The following is a 17,767-nucleotide window of genomic DNA, read 5'->3' as shown; positions in this document are numbered from 1 at the left end:
TTGGAAAAGGCTGGGCGAATGATCAGTGAACTCGGAAGTAAGTTCTCACGCTTGAGTCGATGCCCCTCTGCGGGCGCGGACGTCAGTCGAAAGCGAGGCTCTGCAGCACACCGGGGTCGCCGACATCGGAGCCGGCTTTCGCGGCGGCGAGGAATCGATCCATCGACTCCTCGAACGTCTGCTCCCAGTTGAGGCCGGCTTTCCAATAGGCGCTCGCGTGCATGGCATCTCGGCTCAGCGGTCCGCGCCCGAGCACATCGCGCCGGATCTCTTTGACGACCGCGGCCTCGGCACCGATCCAGACCTGCGTGCGGGCATCGGTCTTTGCGAATCCGGATACCGTACTGACCAACCCGACCGCATCATCGACGAATGTGATCTCGGCTGAGTCGGGAAGCCCGAGGGCCGCGGCATCGGCTTCGGTGCCGAGGGCAATGACCACAGTCCGCTTCGTGTCCGGCAGGGATTCGGCGATCGCCGCAATCGCCGGCAGCGCACTCCGATCGCCGATGAGCAGGTGGGTCTGTGCCTCGGCGGTGTCGACGAACTCCGTCCGCATCCCGGTGAATCCGATGCGATCGCCGACAGCCGCCTCGGCGAGCCACTGCGCAGTGGCACCCTCCTCGTGGAGGAGGACGTCGAAGGTGAGATTCGACGATTCGGCATCACTGCTGCGGACGGTGAAACACCGGACCAGCGGACGGCCCCCGTCGAGGTCGTCCGGCCACTGCAGATGCCCCTGCTCGTCATAGCTCGGCGCCGGAACAGGGCGGCCGGGCCGGGACGGCAGGTAGATCTTGAAGGCATCGCCGGGGCGGGGGTCCGTGTACGCACGCAGGCCATCGCCGGTCACAGTCAGGCGCATGTATCCGGCGGAGAGCACCTCCGTGCCGACCAGACTGACCTGGCAGTTGACGACGCGATTGCGGCGCTCGGCCATGACCTCGCGCAAGGCACGGCGGGCGTTGACGGGCATCGATCCTGTCTCCTCTGGGCAACGACGACGCTCAATGCTCGGCTGGTTGCACGGACGGTCCGCCAGCGGATCCGAACGCGCCGTTCGGCCCGAAGACGAGATCGGTGAAACGGTCGCCGATCAGTCGATGGGCTTCGGTGACAGGGTGGAGTCCGTCGGGCAGCGGCAGCCGGGCCTCATCCTCGGCACCGAACAGGTCGAGCCCATCGAGGAAATGCAGGTTCGGGTCGTCTGACCGGGCATCGACCACCTCGGCGAGGGCCTCGCGAACGACCTGAAGGGTGAGTCGACCGAGTTCGGTGTCGCCCTTCGTGCCGGTGGCGATGAACCTCATCGCCCCTTCGGTGATGCTCTCCGGGTCGACTCCTCCCGGTCCGGGGGTGTCCTCATGGATGCGGCAGTGAGTCGGTGAGGTGACGAGCACCGGCGTCTCGGGGTGCCCATCGCGGATGGTGTCGAGGAATCCGTGCACGGCTGGGACGAAGATGCGCCGCCTCATCCCGTCGAGGTTGACGACGTTGATCCCCAACTTCACGCTGATGAGGTCGGCCGGAGTATCCCGCATCAGTCGCGCCATGAACGGGTCGACCATCGCACTGCCGCCGAAGCCGAGGTTGTGCAGGCTCACCCCTGCCCGACGGGCGGCGACGGCCGGCCAGATCCCGGTCGGGTGGGCGGCGTTGGAACCCTGGCTGATCGAACTTCCGTAATGCAGCCAGACCGGCTCGGCTGCTCGTTCGGATCGGCTGAGGGGGCGCACCTCGGCGTCGGTGTGCAGGGCGATGAGTTCGATCTGCTCATTGTGAGGCAACCAGAACTCGACCCTCTTCTCGCCGCCGGGCAGGTCGTCGGCGTACACGATGTCGGCGTCACCGGGAAGGAGGGAGCGCGTTCCGGTGGCCATGTCCAGCTCGATGGCGTCACCCTCACACAGAACCGTCGAGGAGTGGAAGCGGCCGTCGACGACGATATCGACCGCACCGCGAGCCCGTTCCATGCCGCGGTAGGCGACACGAGTGGTGTGGAGTTCGATACCGACCCGGTTGGATTTGGTGACGAACTCGATCCGAACGCCGGAGGGATGAGATTCCATGAGTGCCAGCTGCGCATCGGCATCGCGCGACCGAACGTGGGCAGGGAGCCGATGGGGTCGCAGCCCGCGATCTGAGGGCTCGGAGTAGGGAGTTCCGCGAAGGAAATCCTCAGTGATCGGCGTCGTCATCATCGACTCCAGGGTAATACGACTTGTGAAGCGGTGACCAGGGTTCATGCGGCTGCCGGGCTGCGGAGCACAGAGTCATCGTGATGCCGGGCGGGGTTCGCCGTGCGGGGCACGATAGGATTTCGAGTGGAGGCGTCCGTGTCCTGGTGGGCGCCCCGGTCTTCAAAACCGGTGAGACCGAGCATCTCGGTCTGGCGGGTTCGATTCCCGTCCGCCTCCGCCAATCGCCACGACCCGTTGCTCGCATCCTGCAAGCACCACGCAGGATGGCGGCGAACCCGCACCGAGGAGGAGGCCCCGATGGTCGAGTCCGACCCGCGCCGATCCATTCCGCGCACGGATAGCCTCCTCTCCCTGCCGGAGGTCATCGCCGCAGGTGAGAACCTCAGTTATGCGACGATCAAGTCGATCATCGCCGAGGCTCAGTCCGCTGCGCGTGCCGGTGAGATCACCGTCGCCGAGGTGGCCCCCACCATCATCTCCAGGCTCGGTTCGTCTTCGGCCTCCTCCCTGACTCCGGTGCTCAACGCCACGGGCATCCTCGTCCATACGAACCTCGGACGGGCACCGCTCTCACCGGCCGCCCAGCAGGCCGTTCTCGATGCGAGCGGTTATGTCGACGTCGAGATGGACCTCGTCACCGGCAAACGCAGCAAACGGGGGACCGGCGCCAAGGCCGCCCTGCTGCGCGCCTGCCCGGCCGCTGGAGATGCCCTCGTCGTCAACAACGGAGCCGCCGCCCTGCTGCTCGCGGTCACGGCGCTGCGCGGGCGGGGGTCCGCTGCCGGCTCGACGGTCGGAACCGACCTGGCCGCCGCCTCGGACCCGGCTGTCGTGAGCTCTGCCGTGAGTCCGACAGAGATCATCGTCAGCCGCGGTGAACTCATCGAGATCGGCGCGGGCTTCCGCCTCACCGACCTCATGACCACCACCGGGGCGCGCCTGCACGAAGTGGGAACGACGAACCGCACCCACCTGACCGACTATGCGAACGCCGTCGGCCCGCGAACCGCGAGCCTGCTCAAGGTGCACACGAGCAACTTCCGAGTCGAAGGCTTCACGTCGTCTGTCCAGGTCAGCGAACTGCGTGGCCTGGCCGATGACCACAGCCTGCCGCTCATCGTCGATCTCGGCTCGGGACTGTTCACCCACGATGAGGCACTGCCCGACGAACCCGACATCGATGCGGCCCTGCGCGCCGGCGCCGATGTCGTCATCGTCTCCGGGGACAAGCTCCTCGGCGGACCTCAGGCCGGCCTCATCCTCGGCCGGCGTGAGGCCGTCCAGCGCATCGCGACCCACCCGCTCGCGCGAGCGATGCGCACGGACAAGCTCACCCTCGCCGCCCTCGAGGCGACCATCACGCACACCGGCAACCCCGTCCACGACGCCCTCCACATCGACCTCGACGAGCTGCGCCGACGCACCGAGACCCTCGCCGAGGCGGTCGGTGCCACCGTCGTGCCCCACGACGGTCGGGTCGGCGGCGGTGGCGCCCCCGGAGTCCCCCTGCCCGGCTGGGCGGTCGAATTGCCCGAGGACTGCGCGGCCGCGCTGCGCACCGGTGACCCGACGATCGTCACCCGCGTCCACCAGGGCCGATGCCTCGTCGACCTCCGCTGCGTGCCGGCCTCGGAGGACGACCGCATCGCCGCCGCCATCGCTCGGGTCCTCGCCGCCAATGGCTGAAACCTTCGTCATCGCCACCGCGGGACACGTCGACCACGGGAAGTCGACGCTGGTCAACGCCCTGACCGGGATGGAGCCCGACCGGTGGGCCGAGGAGAAGAAGCGCGGACTGACCATCGACCTCGGCTTCGCCTGGACCACCCTGCCCTCGGGCCGCGAGATCGCCTTCGTCGACGTGCCCGGACACGAGAAGTTTCTCGCGAACATGCTCGCCGGCGTCGGCCCCGCCCCCATCGCCTGTTTCGTCATCGCCGCCGACAAGGGCTGGCAGGCCCAATCGAGTGACCACCGCGATGCGATCGCGGCCCTCGGCATCACGCGCGGCCTCGTCGTCATCACCCGCGCCGACATCAACCCCGACGCGGTCGAGACCACGAAAGCCCAGGTCAGCACCCAACTGCGCGGCACGCCACTCGAGGATGCTCCCATTGTCACGGTCTCCGCGACGACTGGGGACGGCCTGCCCGAACTCATCGACGTCCTCGATGAGGTCACGGCCGCGACCGAGCCCCCGGCCACCTCGGCGCGGGTGCGCCTGTGGATCGACCGCGCGTTCACGATCAAGGGTGCGGGCACCGTCGTCACCGGGACACTCACCGCCGGCACCCTGCGCACCGGCGACACGCTCCACCTCCACGGCGAAGCCGTCGACCGCACGGCGTCCGTGCGTGGACTGCAGTCGCGCAATTCCTCCGTCACCGAGGTGGCCCCGCAGGCCCGCGTGGCCGTGAACCTGCGCGACACCCCCGCCGAGGACCTCCACCGCGGCGACGCCCTGCTCATCCCCGACGCCTGGCCGATCGTCGAGGCCCTCGACGTCCGCCGCACGATGGGCGAGCCGCTCGATGCTGGGGTTCGCGAACTCATGGCCCACATCGGCACCGCCGCCGTGCCCGTGCACCTGCGCGCCTTCGACGCCGACCACGCCCGGATCACCCTCGAGCGGCCCCTGCCCCTGCAGGTCGGCGACCGGATCGTGCTCCGCGCACCCGGCAGCCGCAACGTCTACGCCGGCCTCCTCGTCCTCGACGTCGACCCGCCCGAGCTGAGCCGTCGCGGTGCTGGTGCCCGTCGCGGTCGGGAGCTCGCCGGGCGTCCGGTCGAGGGCGACATCCTCGCCGAGGTGGCTCGCCGCGGAGCCGTCGAACGCTCAGTTCTCGTCCGGTTCGGACTGGCCCTGCCGGGGGAGGGTGCGCAGTCTGGGAGCGCGCAATCTGAGGCTGTGCAGTCCGGAACCGTGCCATCAGGGGAGTCGCTGCCACCGGCGGTCGAGATCGTGGGCGGGTGGCTTGTGCATGAACCTGCGCTTGCGGCGTGGGTGGAGGCGGCGACGTCCCTGGTCACCCGGGAACTCAAGGCTCGTCCGCTGTCCGAGGGAGTCCCCATCAAGGCCATCGCCGAAGCACTTCGGCGCGCCAGCCTGCCCCTGCCGGAGTCGTCCTCTGCCGCCGCGACTCGTACGCTGCTTGCCGACATCATCGCCCGCGCCGGACTCGAGACCGCCGACGGTATGGTTCGTCCACCCGGCCACACAGCCGACCTCGGAGCCGCTGAGGCCGGCATTGCGGAGATCGAGAAGCGCCTGGCCGCCGACCCGTTCTCCGCCCCGGAGGCCGATGACCTGCGTGAACTCGGATTGGGGGCGCGGGAGCTCGCGGTCGCAGAGAAGGCGGGCCGGGTGCTCCGCCTCGGCGATGGTGTCGTCGTCTCACCACGCACTCCCGCGCAGGCGATGCGGGTCCTCGCCGGACTCGAGCAGCCGTTCACGACGAGTCAGGCCCGGCAGGCGCTGAACACGACGAGGCGGACGGTCATCCCGCTGCTCGAACACCTCGACTCACGGGGGTGGACTCGGCGACTCGACACCACGCACCGCGAAGTCGTGCGGTAAATCCGCGAATATTGTATTACAATCATTCGTGGAATGACTGTTCGTGCCTACTCTGGGCACTCCAGCCGATGGTACGGGTGATAACCGACTGCGATGATTCCTCGACCTGACAGGTGAGGATCGGCGACGCTGCCGCGCATCGATCACGCGACGCCCGGCATCGCCCCTCACTGACCCGACCGCAATAGCGAACACCCCTATTCATCACCTGCAAGGAGCACTGATGTCGAACTATCGTGTCCAGAACCCCGCCACCGGCGAAACGATCGAAACTTTCACCGAGGCCACCGACGCCGAGATCGAAATCACGGTGACCGCGGCGCACAACACCTACCTGACCTGGAAGGACACAGATATCCAGGAACGCGCCGGGATCGTCCGCCGCGCCGCTGAGATCTTCCACGAACGCAAGGACGAACTCGCGAAGACGATCTCCCTGGAAATGGGCAAGTCCTACGAGGAGTCCGTCGACGAGGTCGAATTCGCCGCCGACATCATCGAGTACTACGGCGTCCACGGCCCGACCCTGGCCACCGACTACCAGATCCCGTCGACGATCCCCGGCGTCGCCCGCATTGAGGCGCTGCCGATCGGTGCACTGCTCGGCGTCATGCCGTGGAACTTCCCCTACTACCAGGTCGCCCGGTTCGCCGCCCCCAACCTCGTGCTCGGCAACACGATCATGCTCAAACACGCCGACATCTGCGGTCGATCCGCCCTGCTCATCGAGGAGATCTTCCTGGCTGCCGGAGTCCCCGTCGGCGGCTACTCCCACCTGTTCGCCGACCACGACCAGATCGCCTCGATCATCGCCGACCCCCGCGTCCAGGGAGTGTCCCTGACCGGATCCGAACGGGCCGGAGCGATCATCGGTGCCCAGGCCGGACAGAACCTCAAGAAGGCCGTGCTCGAACTCGGCGGCATCGACCCGATGGTCGTCCTCGACGCCTCGGACGTGGCAGCAGTCGCCCGTGAGGCCTGGGAGTTCCGCGTCTACAACGCCGGCCAGGTGTGCAACTCGAACAAGCGCCTCATCGTCATGGACGACATCTACGACGACTTCGTCGCCGAACTCGTGCGGCTCGGCACTGGGCTCAAGCCCGGCGATCAGGCGAAGCTCGGCGAGGGCGAATATGTGCCGCTGTCCTCACGTGCCGCGGCCGAGACCGTCGACGCCCAAGTGAAGAAGGCCGTGTCCGAAGGCGCTCGGGTGCTCGTCGGCGGTGAACTCTCCGAAGGCCCGGCCGCATACTACTCGCCGACGGTCCTCGTCGACGTGCCGCGGGACTCCGAATCCTACGGTGAGGAGATCTTCGGACCTGTGGCCACCGTGTACAAGGTCAGCAGCGACGAGGAGGCCCTTGAGCTGGCGAACGACTGCGCGCTCGGGCTCGGCGGTTCGGTGTTCTCCACCGACGAGGCGCGCGCCGACCGTGTGGCCTCCCGCCTCGAGGTCGGGATGACGCACGTGAACACGATCGCCGCCGAGGCCGCCGAGATCCCCTTCGGCGGAGTCAAGCGCTCGGGCTTCGGCCGCGAGATGGGCCCGATCGGCATGGGCGAATTCGTCAACAAGCGCCTCCACTTCGTCGCGAAGTAAGGGGCGAACTCAACTCTCGGGACCGGTCCGCAGCGCCTCGGCGATGATGTCCTCCATCGCCGAGGCGGTCAGCTCCCTCCACTGCCGACGTGGCGGTGCGGACGGGATCCGCGCTGCGCGGACCGTGGCCAGGGCCACCTCGGTGATGGGGGAATGCTGAGGGAAGGTGTCGAGGACTCGACGTCCTGCCTCCTCCTTGCCGATGATCTCGCCGGTCATCAGCGTGTGGTGCATGCGGGCAGGGCCGAGCAGGCACCATTCGACGGTGGCAGCGGAGAGCAGTCGCGGGCGACCGGTGAGTCGAGCAGGAAGTCGGTTGACCACCCCGTCGAGGAGTCGATTCTGGAATCGATGGGACGACGACGCAGCGGTGCGGAGCTGAGCCGCCAGAGGCGACCAATACTCACGCAGATTCTCCTTGACCCACGGGCGCAGTCGATCCGGTTCGGCGTCGAGTTCCCAGTCGGCGATCGGGCGGCCACGGACGGTGATGCCACCGTCCTTGAGCTCTTTCCACACGACGGGATTGACGTCGAATGCGCCGCCGGCCTCGAAGATCTCCCCTGTGTGGGAGGCGATCGGGGCGACGGTGGTGACCGGTTCCGAGACGTCGGATTCCCAGACGAACGCGGTGTTGCAGCACGCGCTCACCCCTTTGCCCGAGGCGACTCGGGCAGCCAGGCGGGGCAGCTGCGAGAGGTGGAGAAGACGCAGCCGACGGATGAGGTCCGGGCGCGTCCGCCACTCGTCGGAGATGACTGCGACGAGATCGATATCGCTGCGGCCCGGCCGGTAAGCACCGAGCGCGATCGACCCGGTCACGGCGCACGCAATGATGCCGTCAGGGAGCAGACGGTCGGCGACGCGCAGGTACGACCGAATGGCGTGTGCAGCCTCGGTGGGCAGGCGCTGGGGCATGGCTGCAACGTTACAGGGATCTCGATCGCGGGGTGCTGGGGCAGCCGCGCTGTCGAGTCCGTGGTGTTCACGCCCCGTTGAAGTCAGGTTGAGAAACCTGTGACGTGATGTTGAGACCGAATTTGTTGAGGACGCTCATCAGGTTCGCGAGGCTGATGGACGTGAGCGAAAAGGCAGGACTACTTGCGTGATCGATGCTTGTCTGCGATCTCTTTCCCACGCAGTCGGTCTCGCGTCTTCGACCACAGCACCTGTCCTTCGACTGAAGAGGAAACAGATGAAATTCGCACGCAAGATCGCAGTGACGGCTCTGTCCGTGGCTGTCGCGGCCTGCAGCATCTTGATGGCGACCGCAGCCTCTGCGGAGCCGGCCGCAGTGTCCGGCGATGCCGCTCCGTTCACGAGCACGGCACTGGACGGGGGCAAGGTTCCCAGCTCTCAGGACGCCACCCAGCTCACGCAGGAGCAGATCGACAATGCTCGCACGATCATCGCCGTCGGCAAGGGAGCAGACCTGTCGACTCAGGCGCAGAAGATCGCCGTGATGACCGCTTTGCAGGAGTCGAGTCTCTACAATCTCGACGGGGGCGACAGGGACTCCGCGGGCCTGTTCCAGCAGCGGCCTTCCATGGGGTGGGGGACCCTCGCCCAGGTGACCGATCCCGTCTATGCCTCGAAGTCGTTCTACGGCGTCAACCCCGAGGGCTCGAACCTCGGTCTCATCCAGATAGAGGGATGGGAAACCATGGTGCCGGGTGCCGCGGCCCAAGCGGTGCAGGGCTCCGACTACCCGGAGGCGTATGACAAGTGGGAGCCGCTTGCAGCCGAGCTCGTCAACGGAAACCAGGACGCTGCGCCTATCAGCTGAGCCGCTGGTTGCAGAACCGCGCCCGAAGTCACAAGTGCACACTCGAGAATGATCAGGAGAGATGATGACGATATCGCGCACACTCACCACCGCCGTCCTCACCGCAGGCATCCTCGCCGGCGGTACTGCGATCACCGCCGCACCAGCACAGGCCGACGAAGCGCCCAGCACACAGGCGCCCGCTGCGCAGGCAACCAGCACACAGACCGATCCGTCCGCGACCGCCTCGACGCAGGCCGACACCCGTCGGGACGAGATCATCAGTCGAGCTCAGACATGGGTCGACCAGGGTGTTCCCTATAACTGGGATGCCACGCACCCGGATCCGCAGGGCAAGCAGTACCGCATGGACTGCTCCGGTTTCGTGTCGATGGCGTGGGGTCTCGACGACAGCCTCAGTACCGTGACCCTGCCCGATGTCGCCCATGAGATCGACAAGGACGAACTCAAGCCCGGAGACGTCTTGATGAAGGGCGGACCTGGCACCGAGGGCGCGAACGGCCACGTCGCGATCTTCAACGGCTGGGCCAATGAGGAGCACACCGCCTACCACGGGCTCGAAGAGGCCGGCTCCACCGGAACGGTCGCGCGCGAGATCTCCTATCCCTATGACCAGGACGAGAACTTCGTGCCCTATCGCCTGAACGGTCTCTGAACCGCTGCTGATCCGTGCGGTTGTGCAGTCAGCCTCACGACCCGACCGGTCGTCGCCGCGTCCCATCGAGGGGCGCGGCGATGTTCGTGCTGCGCCACCGACGGCTGGGGAGCCGCTGGCTCGCGCCTGCGAGCGGCCCGAAGAGCCGACGAGACGCCGGTCACGGGGCTGTGCGGGCGGTGCAGGTGAGTGCGGTGCGTTGAACGGATTCTAAGAGTATGCCCACCTGCCCTTGACGATTCGTTGCGGCGAGATCAAGCCACCTCTGAGTCTCTGTTCATTGAACAGCGCCCACACGTCCGCCAGTGTTGTGTGGGGCGAAAACCGAGCCACCTCCTGTGCCGACCTCAGGAGACACACGTGCGCCGAACTCCGCCGGGACCATGTCCCGGCGCTCGCCACCACCGACAGCGAAAGTGAGAACAGATGAAGAGCGTGCGCACTCTAGCGGTGACTGCACTGTCCACGGCCGTCATCGCAGGAGGTCTCTCCCTCGGGGCGGCCACCTCGGCGTCGGCCGATCCGATCTCCGGCGGCGTCTCCCAGGACGGTGAGGACTCCGCAGACACCTCCGCCCAGGCGGACGACGCCGGCTCGACCGGCGGAATCGACGACCCGGACGATCTCACGTCCGAACAGATCGACAATGCCAAGACGATCATCGCCGTGGGGAAGGGCGCTGATCTGTCGAAGAAGGCACAGAAGATCGCCGTGATGACCGCACTGCAGGAATCGAGCCTGCGCAACCTCGACGGCGGCGACAAGGATTCCGTCGGTCTCTTCCAGCAGCGGCCGTCGATGGACTGGGGATCGGCGAAGGACCTCACCGATCCCGTCTACGCCGCGAAGGCGTTCTACGGAGTCGACTCGGAGACCGCCAACCCTGGCCTCACCGAGGTCGACGAGGATATGTCGATGAAGCCCGGCGACGCGGCTCAGAAGGTTCAGTCATCCGCCTACCCCGATGCGTATGCGAAGTGGGAATCACTCGCCGGTGACCTCGTCGACGACCACCAGAAGGTCGACTCGATCGACTGAGAGGTTGTCTACCGGGCCTGCTCGATGAGCAGGTGGTGAGTGGCCATACCGACAGGTCTAGGTTGCGGGTAAGTCGCCGACGGGCTGGCGCAGCACGGTGCGCAGCTTGTCGGGGGTCACCTTGCGGAAGTCGCTGAAGTAGATCTCGTGGTGCTTGCCGGTCTCGCGCAGGTCGTGCTCGGGTATGAACTCTCGGTGCATTCTCTCCAGCACGGGTCCCTCGTCATCGAACGAGCCGAGGTGGAGCGTCTGTACGCAACGCCCCTCCGACAGCGTTTCGAGACGGACATCGTCCAGTCGGACGGGTGGGTTCTTCGCTCCAGCCTGGTCGACCGCGTTGCGAAATGCGGCGGGGTCGAGCCAGTCGGGAACCATGAGCATCATTGTCCAATCCCACTGGGATTTGTCGCGCGAGACGCTGAAGGCATCCATATCGTCTGCCCACCACAGGCCCTCGAGCGGGGGAACAACGTAATCGCGCTCGAGCTCTCGTCTGCTGATGAACTTGAGTCTGTAGGCGACGGGATACAGCGAGGCGAGGGCGTCCGTGTAGGCCGACGAAGTGTTCGGGTCGCCGTGACCGTCGATCATGAGGTACTGCAACTCGGGAACGTCGACGATGCGGAACGTGTCACGCGGAGCACGGTAGCTGTCGAGTGTCTTCTTGAAGTCGACCTTGTCAGTCATGGGGACCCCGGACTCGGTTCGCGAGCCACGCCCTTTCTGCCTCCAGGAGGCTCAGTGAGTACGAGAATACCTCGCGCGCCCTCAGTTCAGTGCACCGGCTGCCAGGCGTCGGACCACCTCGGTGAGGTGATGGAGGCCGGAGACGAGGTCTTCGTCCTTCGTGAACTCAGCGAGGCTGTGCGAGATCCCGTCGACGCTGGGGATGAAGAGCATGACGGTGGGCACCTGATCCTTCATGTTCGTCGAGTCATGGCCGGCCACGGTCATCACCCGCGCCGAGGTGAGCCCCAGGTCATCCGCGGCTGATCGTGCCAGCTCGACCCCGTCCTCGGAGTACGGGTTCTGATCCCAGCTGTGCTCGGCAACGATCTCGATTTCAACCCGATCGTCCTCGCTCACCTGGGCGATCGTGGCCATGAGCGAATCATGGGCGGCGGCGATCACCTCGGCGCTGGGCGACCGCAGATCGAGGAGCAGGCTGACCTCGCTGGCGACGACGACCGGTGAGTTCGGGTACACGGTGAGCTGACCGCACGCGGTGTGCAGCGCACCGGGCTCGAAGTCATCGACGAGTTCACGCGCAGCGACGACGAGACGGGCCGCCCCGAGGAGGGCGTCCTGCCGGTCGGACATGAGGGTCGACCCGCTGTGGGCCTGCGCCCCGGTGACTCTGAACTCGTACTTATGCGCCGCCCATGTGGCGTTGACCAGGCCGATCGTCACCCCGTCTTCTTCCATGCTGCGCCCCTGTTGGACGTGGATCTCCGCATAGGAGGCGATGTCCGGGGCGGTGAAATCCCCGCGCTCGCCCAACGCATCGAGGGCTTCGGCGACGGTGGTCCCGGCCGCATCGCGGGTGGTCAGAGCCGCCTCGAGTTCGGCCTTGCCGGTGAAGACGTTGCTGCCCATCATCGATGGCTTGAACCGCGAACCCTCCTCGTTGAACCAGTTGACCACGGCGAGGTTGAACCGCGCCTTCGTCGGGTCCGCGCGCAGTTCGTCGGCCACAGCGAAGCACGCGTGGGCCGACGCCATGACCCCATAGGCGCCGTCGAAGCGCCCGGCCGTCGGCTGCGAATCCATGTGCGAGCCGGTGAGCACGTAGGGGGCGCCGGGGACGAGTTCGAGGAGCCCGAACTGGTTGCCGATGGCATCCCGGTGGACGCTGAAACCATGCTGCTCGAGCAGGTCGGCGAACCATTTCCGCTGCTGACCGTCGGCCTCGCTCGCTGCCTGCCGATCGACGCCGTTCGTGCCCTCGACGGCACCGAAACGCGAGTGCACGGCCCAGTCAGCGAGGAAATCGGCTTTGTGGTCGGCGCTGATGAGAGAGGCTGCAGTGGTCATGGTGGGTCCTTTCGCGGTGCTGTCGCGGAGGGGGAGTCCGCGGCTGTGGGGAGGGGTGCGGCGCCGGCATAGCCGGTGTCGTGTGGGGCCGCCCGGAGGGGCGGGGTGGGGTGTCAGGAGGTTTCGTCGCCGGCCGGGGGCATCGTCTCCGGGTCGACGAGGACGTGGATGAGCGCCGGCCCGTCGTGGGCCAGAGCGCGCTCGAGTGCGGGCTCGAAATCCGCGGTGGTCTCAACGCGTTCGCCGTGGCCGGTCATGCCTGTGGCCCTTGAGGACGAAGCGGCGTCGTCCGCCGTCGACCTCGCCGAGGCGGCTCCGGACCGGGCATCGAACGCTGACATCCAGGTCGCGAAGTCCGGGTTGACCATCCGTGTGCCCGAGGGCCGGCCCGGATAGTGGTTCTCCTGGTGGGACACGATCGTGCCGTACACGCCGTTGTCGATGACGATGATGAGCGGCTTCCCGCCGTGGGCGAAGGCCGTGGCGATCTCCTGACCGTTCATGAGGAAGTCCCCGTCGCCGCAGATCGCGACTGCCCGGCGATTCGGGAACGCCAGGGAGGCGGCCACCGCGGCCGGGACCGCGAGGCCCATCGCCCCATTGCGAGCACCGACGAGGCTGGCCGGCTCGTTGTGGCGGATGAACCGGTGACCCCAGATCGTCGCATTGCCTGCCCCATAGGTGAGGATCGCGTCCCCGCCGAGGCGGTCATCGAGGATCCCGAAAGCCACCCCGAGGTCGACGCCGGGATGTGTCGAGCCCGGTTCCGCAGGTACGTCCGTACCTGCCTCGCTGGCGGCCACTGAGCCCGCACCCGCCTCGGCGTCGGGGCGATGGGCGGCGAACCGGGACTGGATCGCGGCACGTTCCCGCATCCATTCGTCTGTCCGCGCACCCCGCGCGGAACCGGCATCGATGCTGGTCAGCGCCTCGGTGAAGGTGAGCGGTGAGGCGAGGATCTGCTGATCGATGCGGCCGGCATGCTGCTTGGCCTCGGGATCGCCGGTGACGATCACGGTCTCGGCGTCGAAGCCGATCGTGTACCCGTCGCTGGCCACATCGGATCGGGTGCAGCCGACGAAGACCAGCAGGTCCGCCTCGGCGAAACCGGCTGCCACGACATCGGCACGGCCGTAGCCGAGCCACCCGGCCCACGCGGGCGAGGAATGCGGCAGCGCATCGTAGGCCCGCCAGTCGCAGAAGATCGGGATCCCCGCCGAGGCGGCCCACTCACCCAGCGAACGCCCGCATCCGGACTGCCAGCCGTCGCCGCCGAGGACGAACGCGGGACGCTCGGCTGCGGCGATGCGGGCGGTCAGCGATTCGATCTCAGTGGTGGCCGGGGTCGGCGGGGCCACCTCGGCGCGGGTAGGCACCGGTGCCTCGGTGAGGCGGACGAGGACGTCCTCGGGCAGACCGACGACGACGGGGCCGGGGCGACCCGATGCTGCGATGCGCAGTGCTTCAGCGGTGAGCTCGCCGGCGCGGTGCTCGTCATCGATCGTGAACACGCGCTTCGTCGTCGAGGAGAACCATCCGGACAGGCTGAACTCCTGGAAGGATTCGCGAGATCGGTCGGAGATCGGGACGAGGCCGACGAAGAGGACGAGCGCGGTCGCATCCTGCCACGCGGTGTGGAGGGAGATCATCGCGTTCGCCGCACCCGGGCCGCGGGTGACCATGGCGATGCCGGGCCGTCCGGTCAGGCGGGATTCGGACAGGGCCATGAACCCGGCGCCGCCCTCCTGCCGGCACACGACGGTCTCGACGGACGAGTCATAGAGGCCGTCGAGGACGTCGAGGTAGGACTCGCCGGGGACCGCGTAGACGCGTTCGACCCCCGCGGCCTCGAGGGTGTCGACGATGAGGTGACCGGCGGAACGCGGCATGGCAGATGTCCTTTCGGTGGTCATGGACGGGGTGGGGTGCGGCGCGGATACCGGCACGCGGAGTTGCCGATATGCGGGGAAGCGGCCGCCTCGGAGCGGGAGAACTGAGTGCGGCGCGATCTCAGTGCTTGAAGCCGGGGAGGTCGACGCTCAGCCTCGGCGCGATGAGTCCGGCGAAGGCGGTGAACAGGGAGAGGAAGACGAGCATCGCGGCGGCCGGCCACCAGTGATCGCCGGCCGAGGCGACGAAGCCCGTGGCCAGCAGCGGGATGAACCCGGAGAGCATGCCGGCCGCGTTCTGCGCCATGCCCACGCCGGTGTAGCGGGTGGTCGCCGGGAACAGGCCGGTGAGCACGGTGCCCGAGGCGGCGTAGGGCAGGGACAGGGTGGACACGGCCAGGGTCATGGCGATGACGATGAGGACCGGCTGACCGGACTCGAACATGAAGAAGGCCGGAACGGCCACCACCGCCGAGGCGACTCCTCCCCAGAGGATGACCTTGCTCGCTCCGTACTTCGTACCCAGAGCACCGCCCCAGATGAGAGCGAAGATCTCGACGGCGGCGGCGACCATGCTGCCGAGCAGGAGGAGGGAGTCATCGTAGCCGAGGACGTTGACGCCGTACCAGACGCAGAACGCGGTGACGAGGTAGAAGCCGCCGACGCCGAGCAGGGCCGCGGCCATGCCGATGATGATCTGCTTCCAGGAATCGCGGAAGGTCGTGCGGATCGGGCTCTTCTCGACCTCGCCGGACTCCTCGAGCTGACGGAAGACGGGTGACTCCTCGAGGCGGGCACGCAGGTAGATGGCGACGACTAGCAGCGGGAGGGCGACGAGGAACGGGATCCTCCAACCGAAGGAGTCGAAGTTCTCCTGCGAGAAGACCAGCGTCATGACGAAGAAGCCGCCGGAGGACAGGATCGTGCCGATCGGTGAGCCGATCTGCGGGATCGCGGCGTAACGGGCACGCAGATGGAGCGGGGCGTTCTCGACGACCAGAGTCATCGCGCCGGACCATTCGCCGCCGACGAAGAGTCCCTGCAGGATGCGCAGGAGCACGAGCAGCGCGGGGGCGGCGAAGCCGATCGCAGCGTAGGTCGGCAGCAGACCGATGAGGCCGGTGACGACGCCGATGCCGATGATCGTGATGAGCAGGACCTTCCGGCGCCCGATCTTGTCGCCCATCCGACCGAAGATGAGGCCGCCGATGGGGCGAGCCACGAGGCCCACGCCGAAGGTGGCGAAGGAGGCCATGGCGGCTGCCGTGGCGTTCTCGCTGGTGAAGTACTGGACGTTGAATACCAGTGCCGCCGCGGCCGAGAAGAGGAAGAAGTCGTACCACTCGAGAGCGGTGCCGATCAGGGCGCCTGCGGCGACCTTGTTCGCGTCCTTGATGCTCAGTTCTGTGGTGGCGTTGAACTCGGCGGCTGCCGTGGTGTCCTGTTCGCTCATGTTCTTCTCCGTCGAGTCCGGGGGTTTCGGTCTGGTCGACCGGTTGGATTCGACCTTACCGAGTGTCACATGTCCTGATCTAGGCGCATTTGCCGCTGAATCCGCGGGCGTTCTTGTGCAGATGCACATATTCTGGAGGGTGTGATGAACGAACGGAGTGGAGACGCAGGTCAGCGGGAGGGGAGGGGTCGGCCGGAGCAGGAGCGGCAATCGCAGGATCGCCAGTTGCCAGACCGTCAGCTGCAGGATCGACCCGTGCCCGGGGACGAGCGACGCTGGCTCGAGCTTCTCGACGCCCTCGACATCGACGAGCTGACCGAGAGGTTCATGACCCGAGTCGTCCGCGTTCCCGGCTACGATCCCGCGCCGATCCCGGTCTCCGAGCTGCGTCGCACCGGGCGGTCGTCGTTCCGCACTCTCATCGACGGGCTGCGGGCCGGCGGCTTCGATGGTCCGGTGGCAGTCTCCACCGAGGTCGGGGTCTCCCGAGCCCGGGCGGGCATTCCACTGGAGGCGCTGATGACGGCGATCCGGCACGATTTCAACGTGCTGTGGGAGGTGCTCACCCGGGTGGCGAGCCAGGACGACGCGGAACTCGTCATCCGCCACACGGGCATCGTGCTGTCCACCGTCGACGAATACGTCTCGCAGGTGCAGCAGGCCTATACGGCCGAGCTCGCGCGGATGCGCGCGGAGGTGTCCTCGGTGCGGCAGGGCTATATCGCGGGACTGTTCCAGGACCTCGACCCGAGCGAGGAACGGCTGGCCACGATCGCCTCGGCGCTGGGGATCGACCCTACGGCAACCCTGCTCGTCGCCGCCGCCGGCGGGGACGACATCTCCGCACTGCGGGTGCTCGTCTCCGACGTCGAACGCTCGGGCGGCGAGGTCTTCACGCACCACCTCGGCGATGTGCTCATCGCATTCACCGCGGCCACGGACGGATTCGGCCCTGCCGGGCCACGTACCGCGGGTTCGTCGGGGGCGGCAGGGACGCGAGCGCAGGGCAGCGAGCAGCGGATCGCCGAGGCGCGGGTCGGCTTGGCGACCGCGCCCGGGATCGCTCATCTGCGCCGGTCGGCGCTGACCGCCCGTGACCTCGCCGAGGTGCTCCGGCCCTGGGAGGACGGGGCGATGACGTGGCGGCGCGGGTGGGCCAGGTTGGCGACGCGTGCGCTCGGTGAGGCGGGCAGCTCCGTCATCTCCGATGTCGACGAGGCGCTCGCCGGGTGCGGGGCGGCCGAGCGGGAGCGGCTGGTCGAGGCCGTGCGCGCGTACCTGCACTCGGGGAGCATCGGGGCGTCCGCCGCCGAACTCTTCTGTCATCGCAACACCGTGGCCAATCGTCTGCGCCGATTCGCCGAGCTCACCGGACTCGACCCGACGATCCCCGCCGAGGCGGCCCGTCTGGTCGTCGGGTGGGCGTGATTGCGCGAGTGTGACGATCTGACGGTGAGTGTTCAGCTCGTCCTGATATAAGTTGAGAGTTCAACCATCGTCGGACGATGTCTCGCTGGCATCGGAGGAGAGGCAC

The 17,767-nt window shown here is 67.4% G+C and carries 14 protein-coding genes and 1 tRNA gene; 8 read left to right on the top strand and 7 right to left on the bottom strand.

The window, feature by feature from the left end:
- Positions 1–82 precede the first annotated feature (82 nt).
- Both GUY23_RS18105 and GUY23_RS18100 read right to left on the bottom strand, forming a co-directional pair.
- Positions 83–976 carry a siderophore-interacting protein gene (locus tag GUY23_RS18105; RefSeq protein ID WP_166975191.1) on the bottom strand — a complete coding sequence of 298 codons (894 nt, stop codon included), beginning with the start codon at positions 974–976 and terminating at the stop codon, positions 83–85.
- Between the two features lie 31 nt (positions 977–1,007).
- On the bottom strand, positions 1,008–2,201 hold the full coding sequence (locus GUY23_RS18100; protein ID WP_166975188.1) for a GDSL-type esterase/lipase family protein: 1,194 nt from the start codon (positions 2,199–2,201) through the stop codon (positions 1,008–1,010).
- 125 nt (positions 2,202–2,326) lie between these two features.
- On the opposite strand from GUY23_RS18100, the gene GUY23_RS18095 reads away from it, so the two are divergent.
- The 4 genes from GUY23_RS18095 (at position 2,327) to GUY23_RS18080 (ending at position 7,378) form a co-directional block, all read left to right on the top strand.
- A tRNA-Sec gene (locus tag GUY23_RS18095) sits at positions 2,327–2,421 on the top strand.
- A 77-nt stretch (positions 2,422–2,498) separates the two neighbouring features.
- A complete protein-coding gene (gene selA / locus GUY23_RS18090; RefSeq protein WP_166975185.1) occupies positions 2,499–3,887 on the top strand; it encodes an L-seryl-tRNA(Sec) selenium transferase in 1,389 nt (462 codons plus the stop codon).
- Positions 3,880–5,778, top strand: a complete 1,899-nt coding sequence (gene selB, locus GUY23_RS18085) for a selenocysteine-specific translation elongation factor (RefSeq protein WP_166975182.1) — start codon at positions 3,880–3,882, stop codon at positions 5,776–5,778. The genes selA and selB overlap by 8 nt, the downstream gene beginning before the upstream one ends.
- 223 nt (positions 5,779–6,001) lie before the next feature.
- Entirely contained in the window at positions 6,002–7,378 is a 1,377-nt protein-coding gene (locus GUY23_RS18080; protein ID WP_166975180.1) for an NAD-dependent succinate-semialdehyde dehydrogenase, read from the top strand.
- A 9-nt stretch (positions 7,379–7,387) separates the two neighbouring features.
- Here GUY23_RS18080 and GUY23_RS18075 read toward each other — a convergent pair whose 3' ends face one another.
- Positions 7,388–8,296 (bottom strand): nucleotidyltransferase domain-containing protein, encoded by a 909-nt coding sequence (locus tag GUY23_RS18075; RefSeq protein ID WP_166975177.1) that lies wholly within the window; start codon positions 8,294–8,296, stop codon positions 7,388–7,390.
- Positions 8,297–8,573: 277 nt separating this feature from the next.
- On the opposite strand from GUY23_RS18075, the gene GUY23_RS18070 reads away from it, so the two are divergent.
- From GUY23_RS18070 to GUY23_RS18060, 3 genes are all read left to right on the top strand, one after another.
- A complete protein-coding gene (locus GUY23_RS18070; protein WP_166975174.1) occupies positions 8,574–9,164 on the top strand; it encodes a hypothetical protein in 591 nt (196 codons plus the stop codon).
- 61 nt (positions 9,165–9,225) lie between these two features.
- Positions 9,226–9,819 carry a C40 family peptidase gene (locus GUY23_RS18065; RefSeq protein ID WP_228282559.1) on the top strand — a complete coding sequence of 198 codons (594 nt, stop codon included), beginning with the start codon at positions 9,226–9,228 and terminating at the stop codon, positions 9,817–9,819.
- 426 nt (positions 9,820–10,245) lie between these two features.
- Entirely contained in the window at positions 10,246–10,857 is a 612-nt protein-coding gene (locus tag GUY23_RS18060) for a hypothetical protein (protein ID WP_166975171.1), read from the top strand.
- 57 nt (positions 10,858–10,914) lie between these two features.
- Here the strand turns inward: GUY23_RS18060 and GUY23_RS18055 are convergent, their stop codons facing one another.
- The 4 genes from GUY23_RS18055 to GUY23_RS18035 all read right to left on the bottom strand — a co-directional run bounded on the left by GUY23_RS18055 (position 10,915) and on the right by GUY23_RS18035 (position 16,233).
- Positions 10,915–11,544: a GyrI-like domain-containing protein gene (locus tag GUY23_RS18055; protein ID WP_166975168.1), complete on the bottom strand. Its 630-nt coding sequence runs from the start codon at positions 11,542–11,544 to the stop codon at positions 10,915–10,917.
- A gap of 81 nt (positions 11,545–11,625) precedes the next feature.
- Positions 11,626–12,891, bottom strand: coding sequence for a M20 family metallo-hydrolase (locus tag GUY23_RS18045; RefSeq protein ID WP_166975165.1), 1,266 nt, complete (start codon positions 12,889–12,891; stop codon positions 11,626–11,628).
- A gap of 113 nt (positions 12,892–13,004) precedes the next feature.
- A complete protein-coding gene (locus tag GUY23_RS18040) occupies positions 13,005–14,780 on the bottom strand; it encodes a thiamine pyrophosphate-dependent enzyme (protein ID WP_166975162.1) in 1,776 nt (591 codons plus the stop codon).
- A 121-nt stretch (positions 14,781–14,901) separates the two neighbouring features.
- Complete coding sequence (locus tag GUY23_RS18035; protein ID WP_166975159.1) at positions 14,902–16,233, bottom strand: MFS transporter; 1,332 nt, start codon at positions 16,231–16,233, stop codon at positions 14,902–14,904.
- Positions 16,234–16,458: 225 nt separating this feature from the next.
- Between GUY23_RS18035 and GUY23_RS18030 the strand changes: the two genes are divergently transcribed.
- Complete coding sequence (locus GUY23_RS18030) at positions 16,459–17,661, top strand: PucR family transcriptional regulator (protein ID WP_228282551.1); 1,203 nt, start codon at positions 16,459–16,461, stop codon at positions 17,659–17,661.
- The last annotated feature ends 106 nt before the right edge of the window (positions 17,662–17,767 follow it).

It is taken from the genome of Brevibacterium atlanticum (assembly GCF_011617245.1).
Lineage (GTDB): Bacteria > Actinomycetota > Actinomycetes > Actinomycetales > Brevibacteriaceae > Brevibacterium > Brevibacterium atlanticum.
This window is presented reverse-complemented; position numbering and strand designations above follow the sequence as displayed.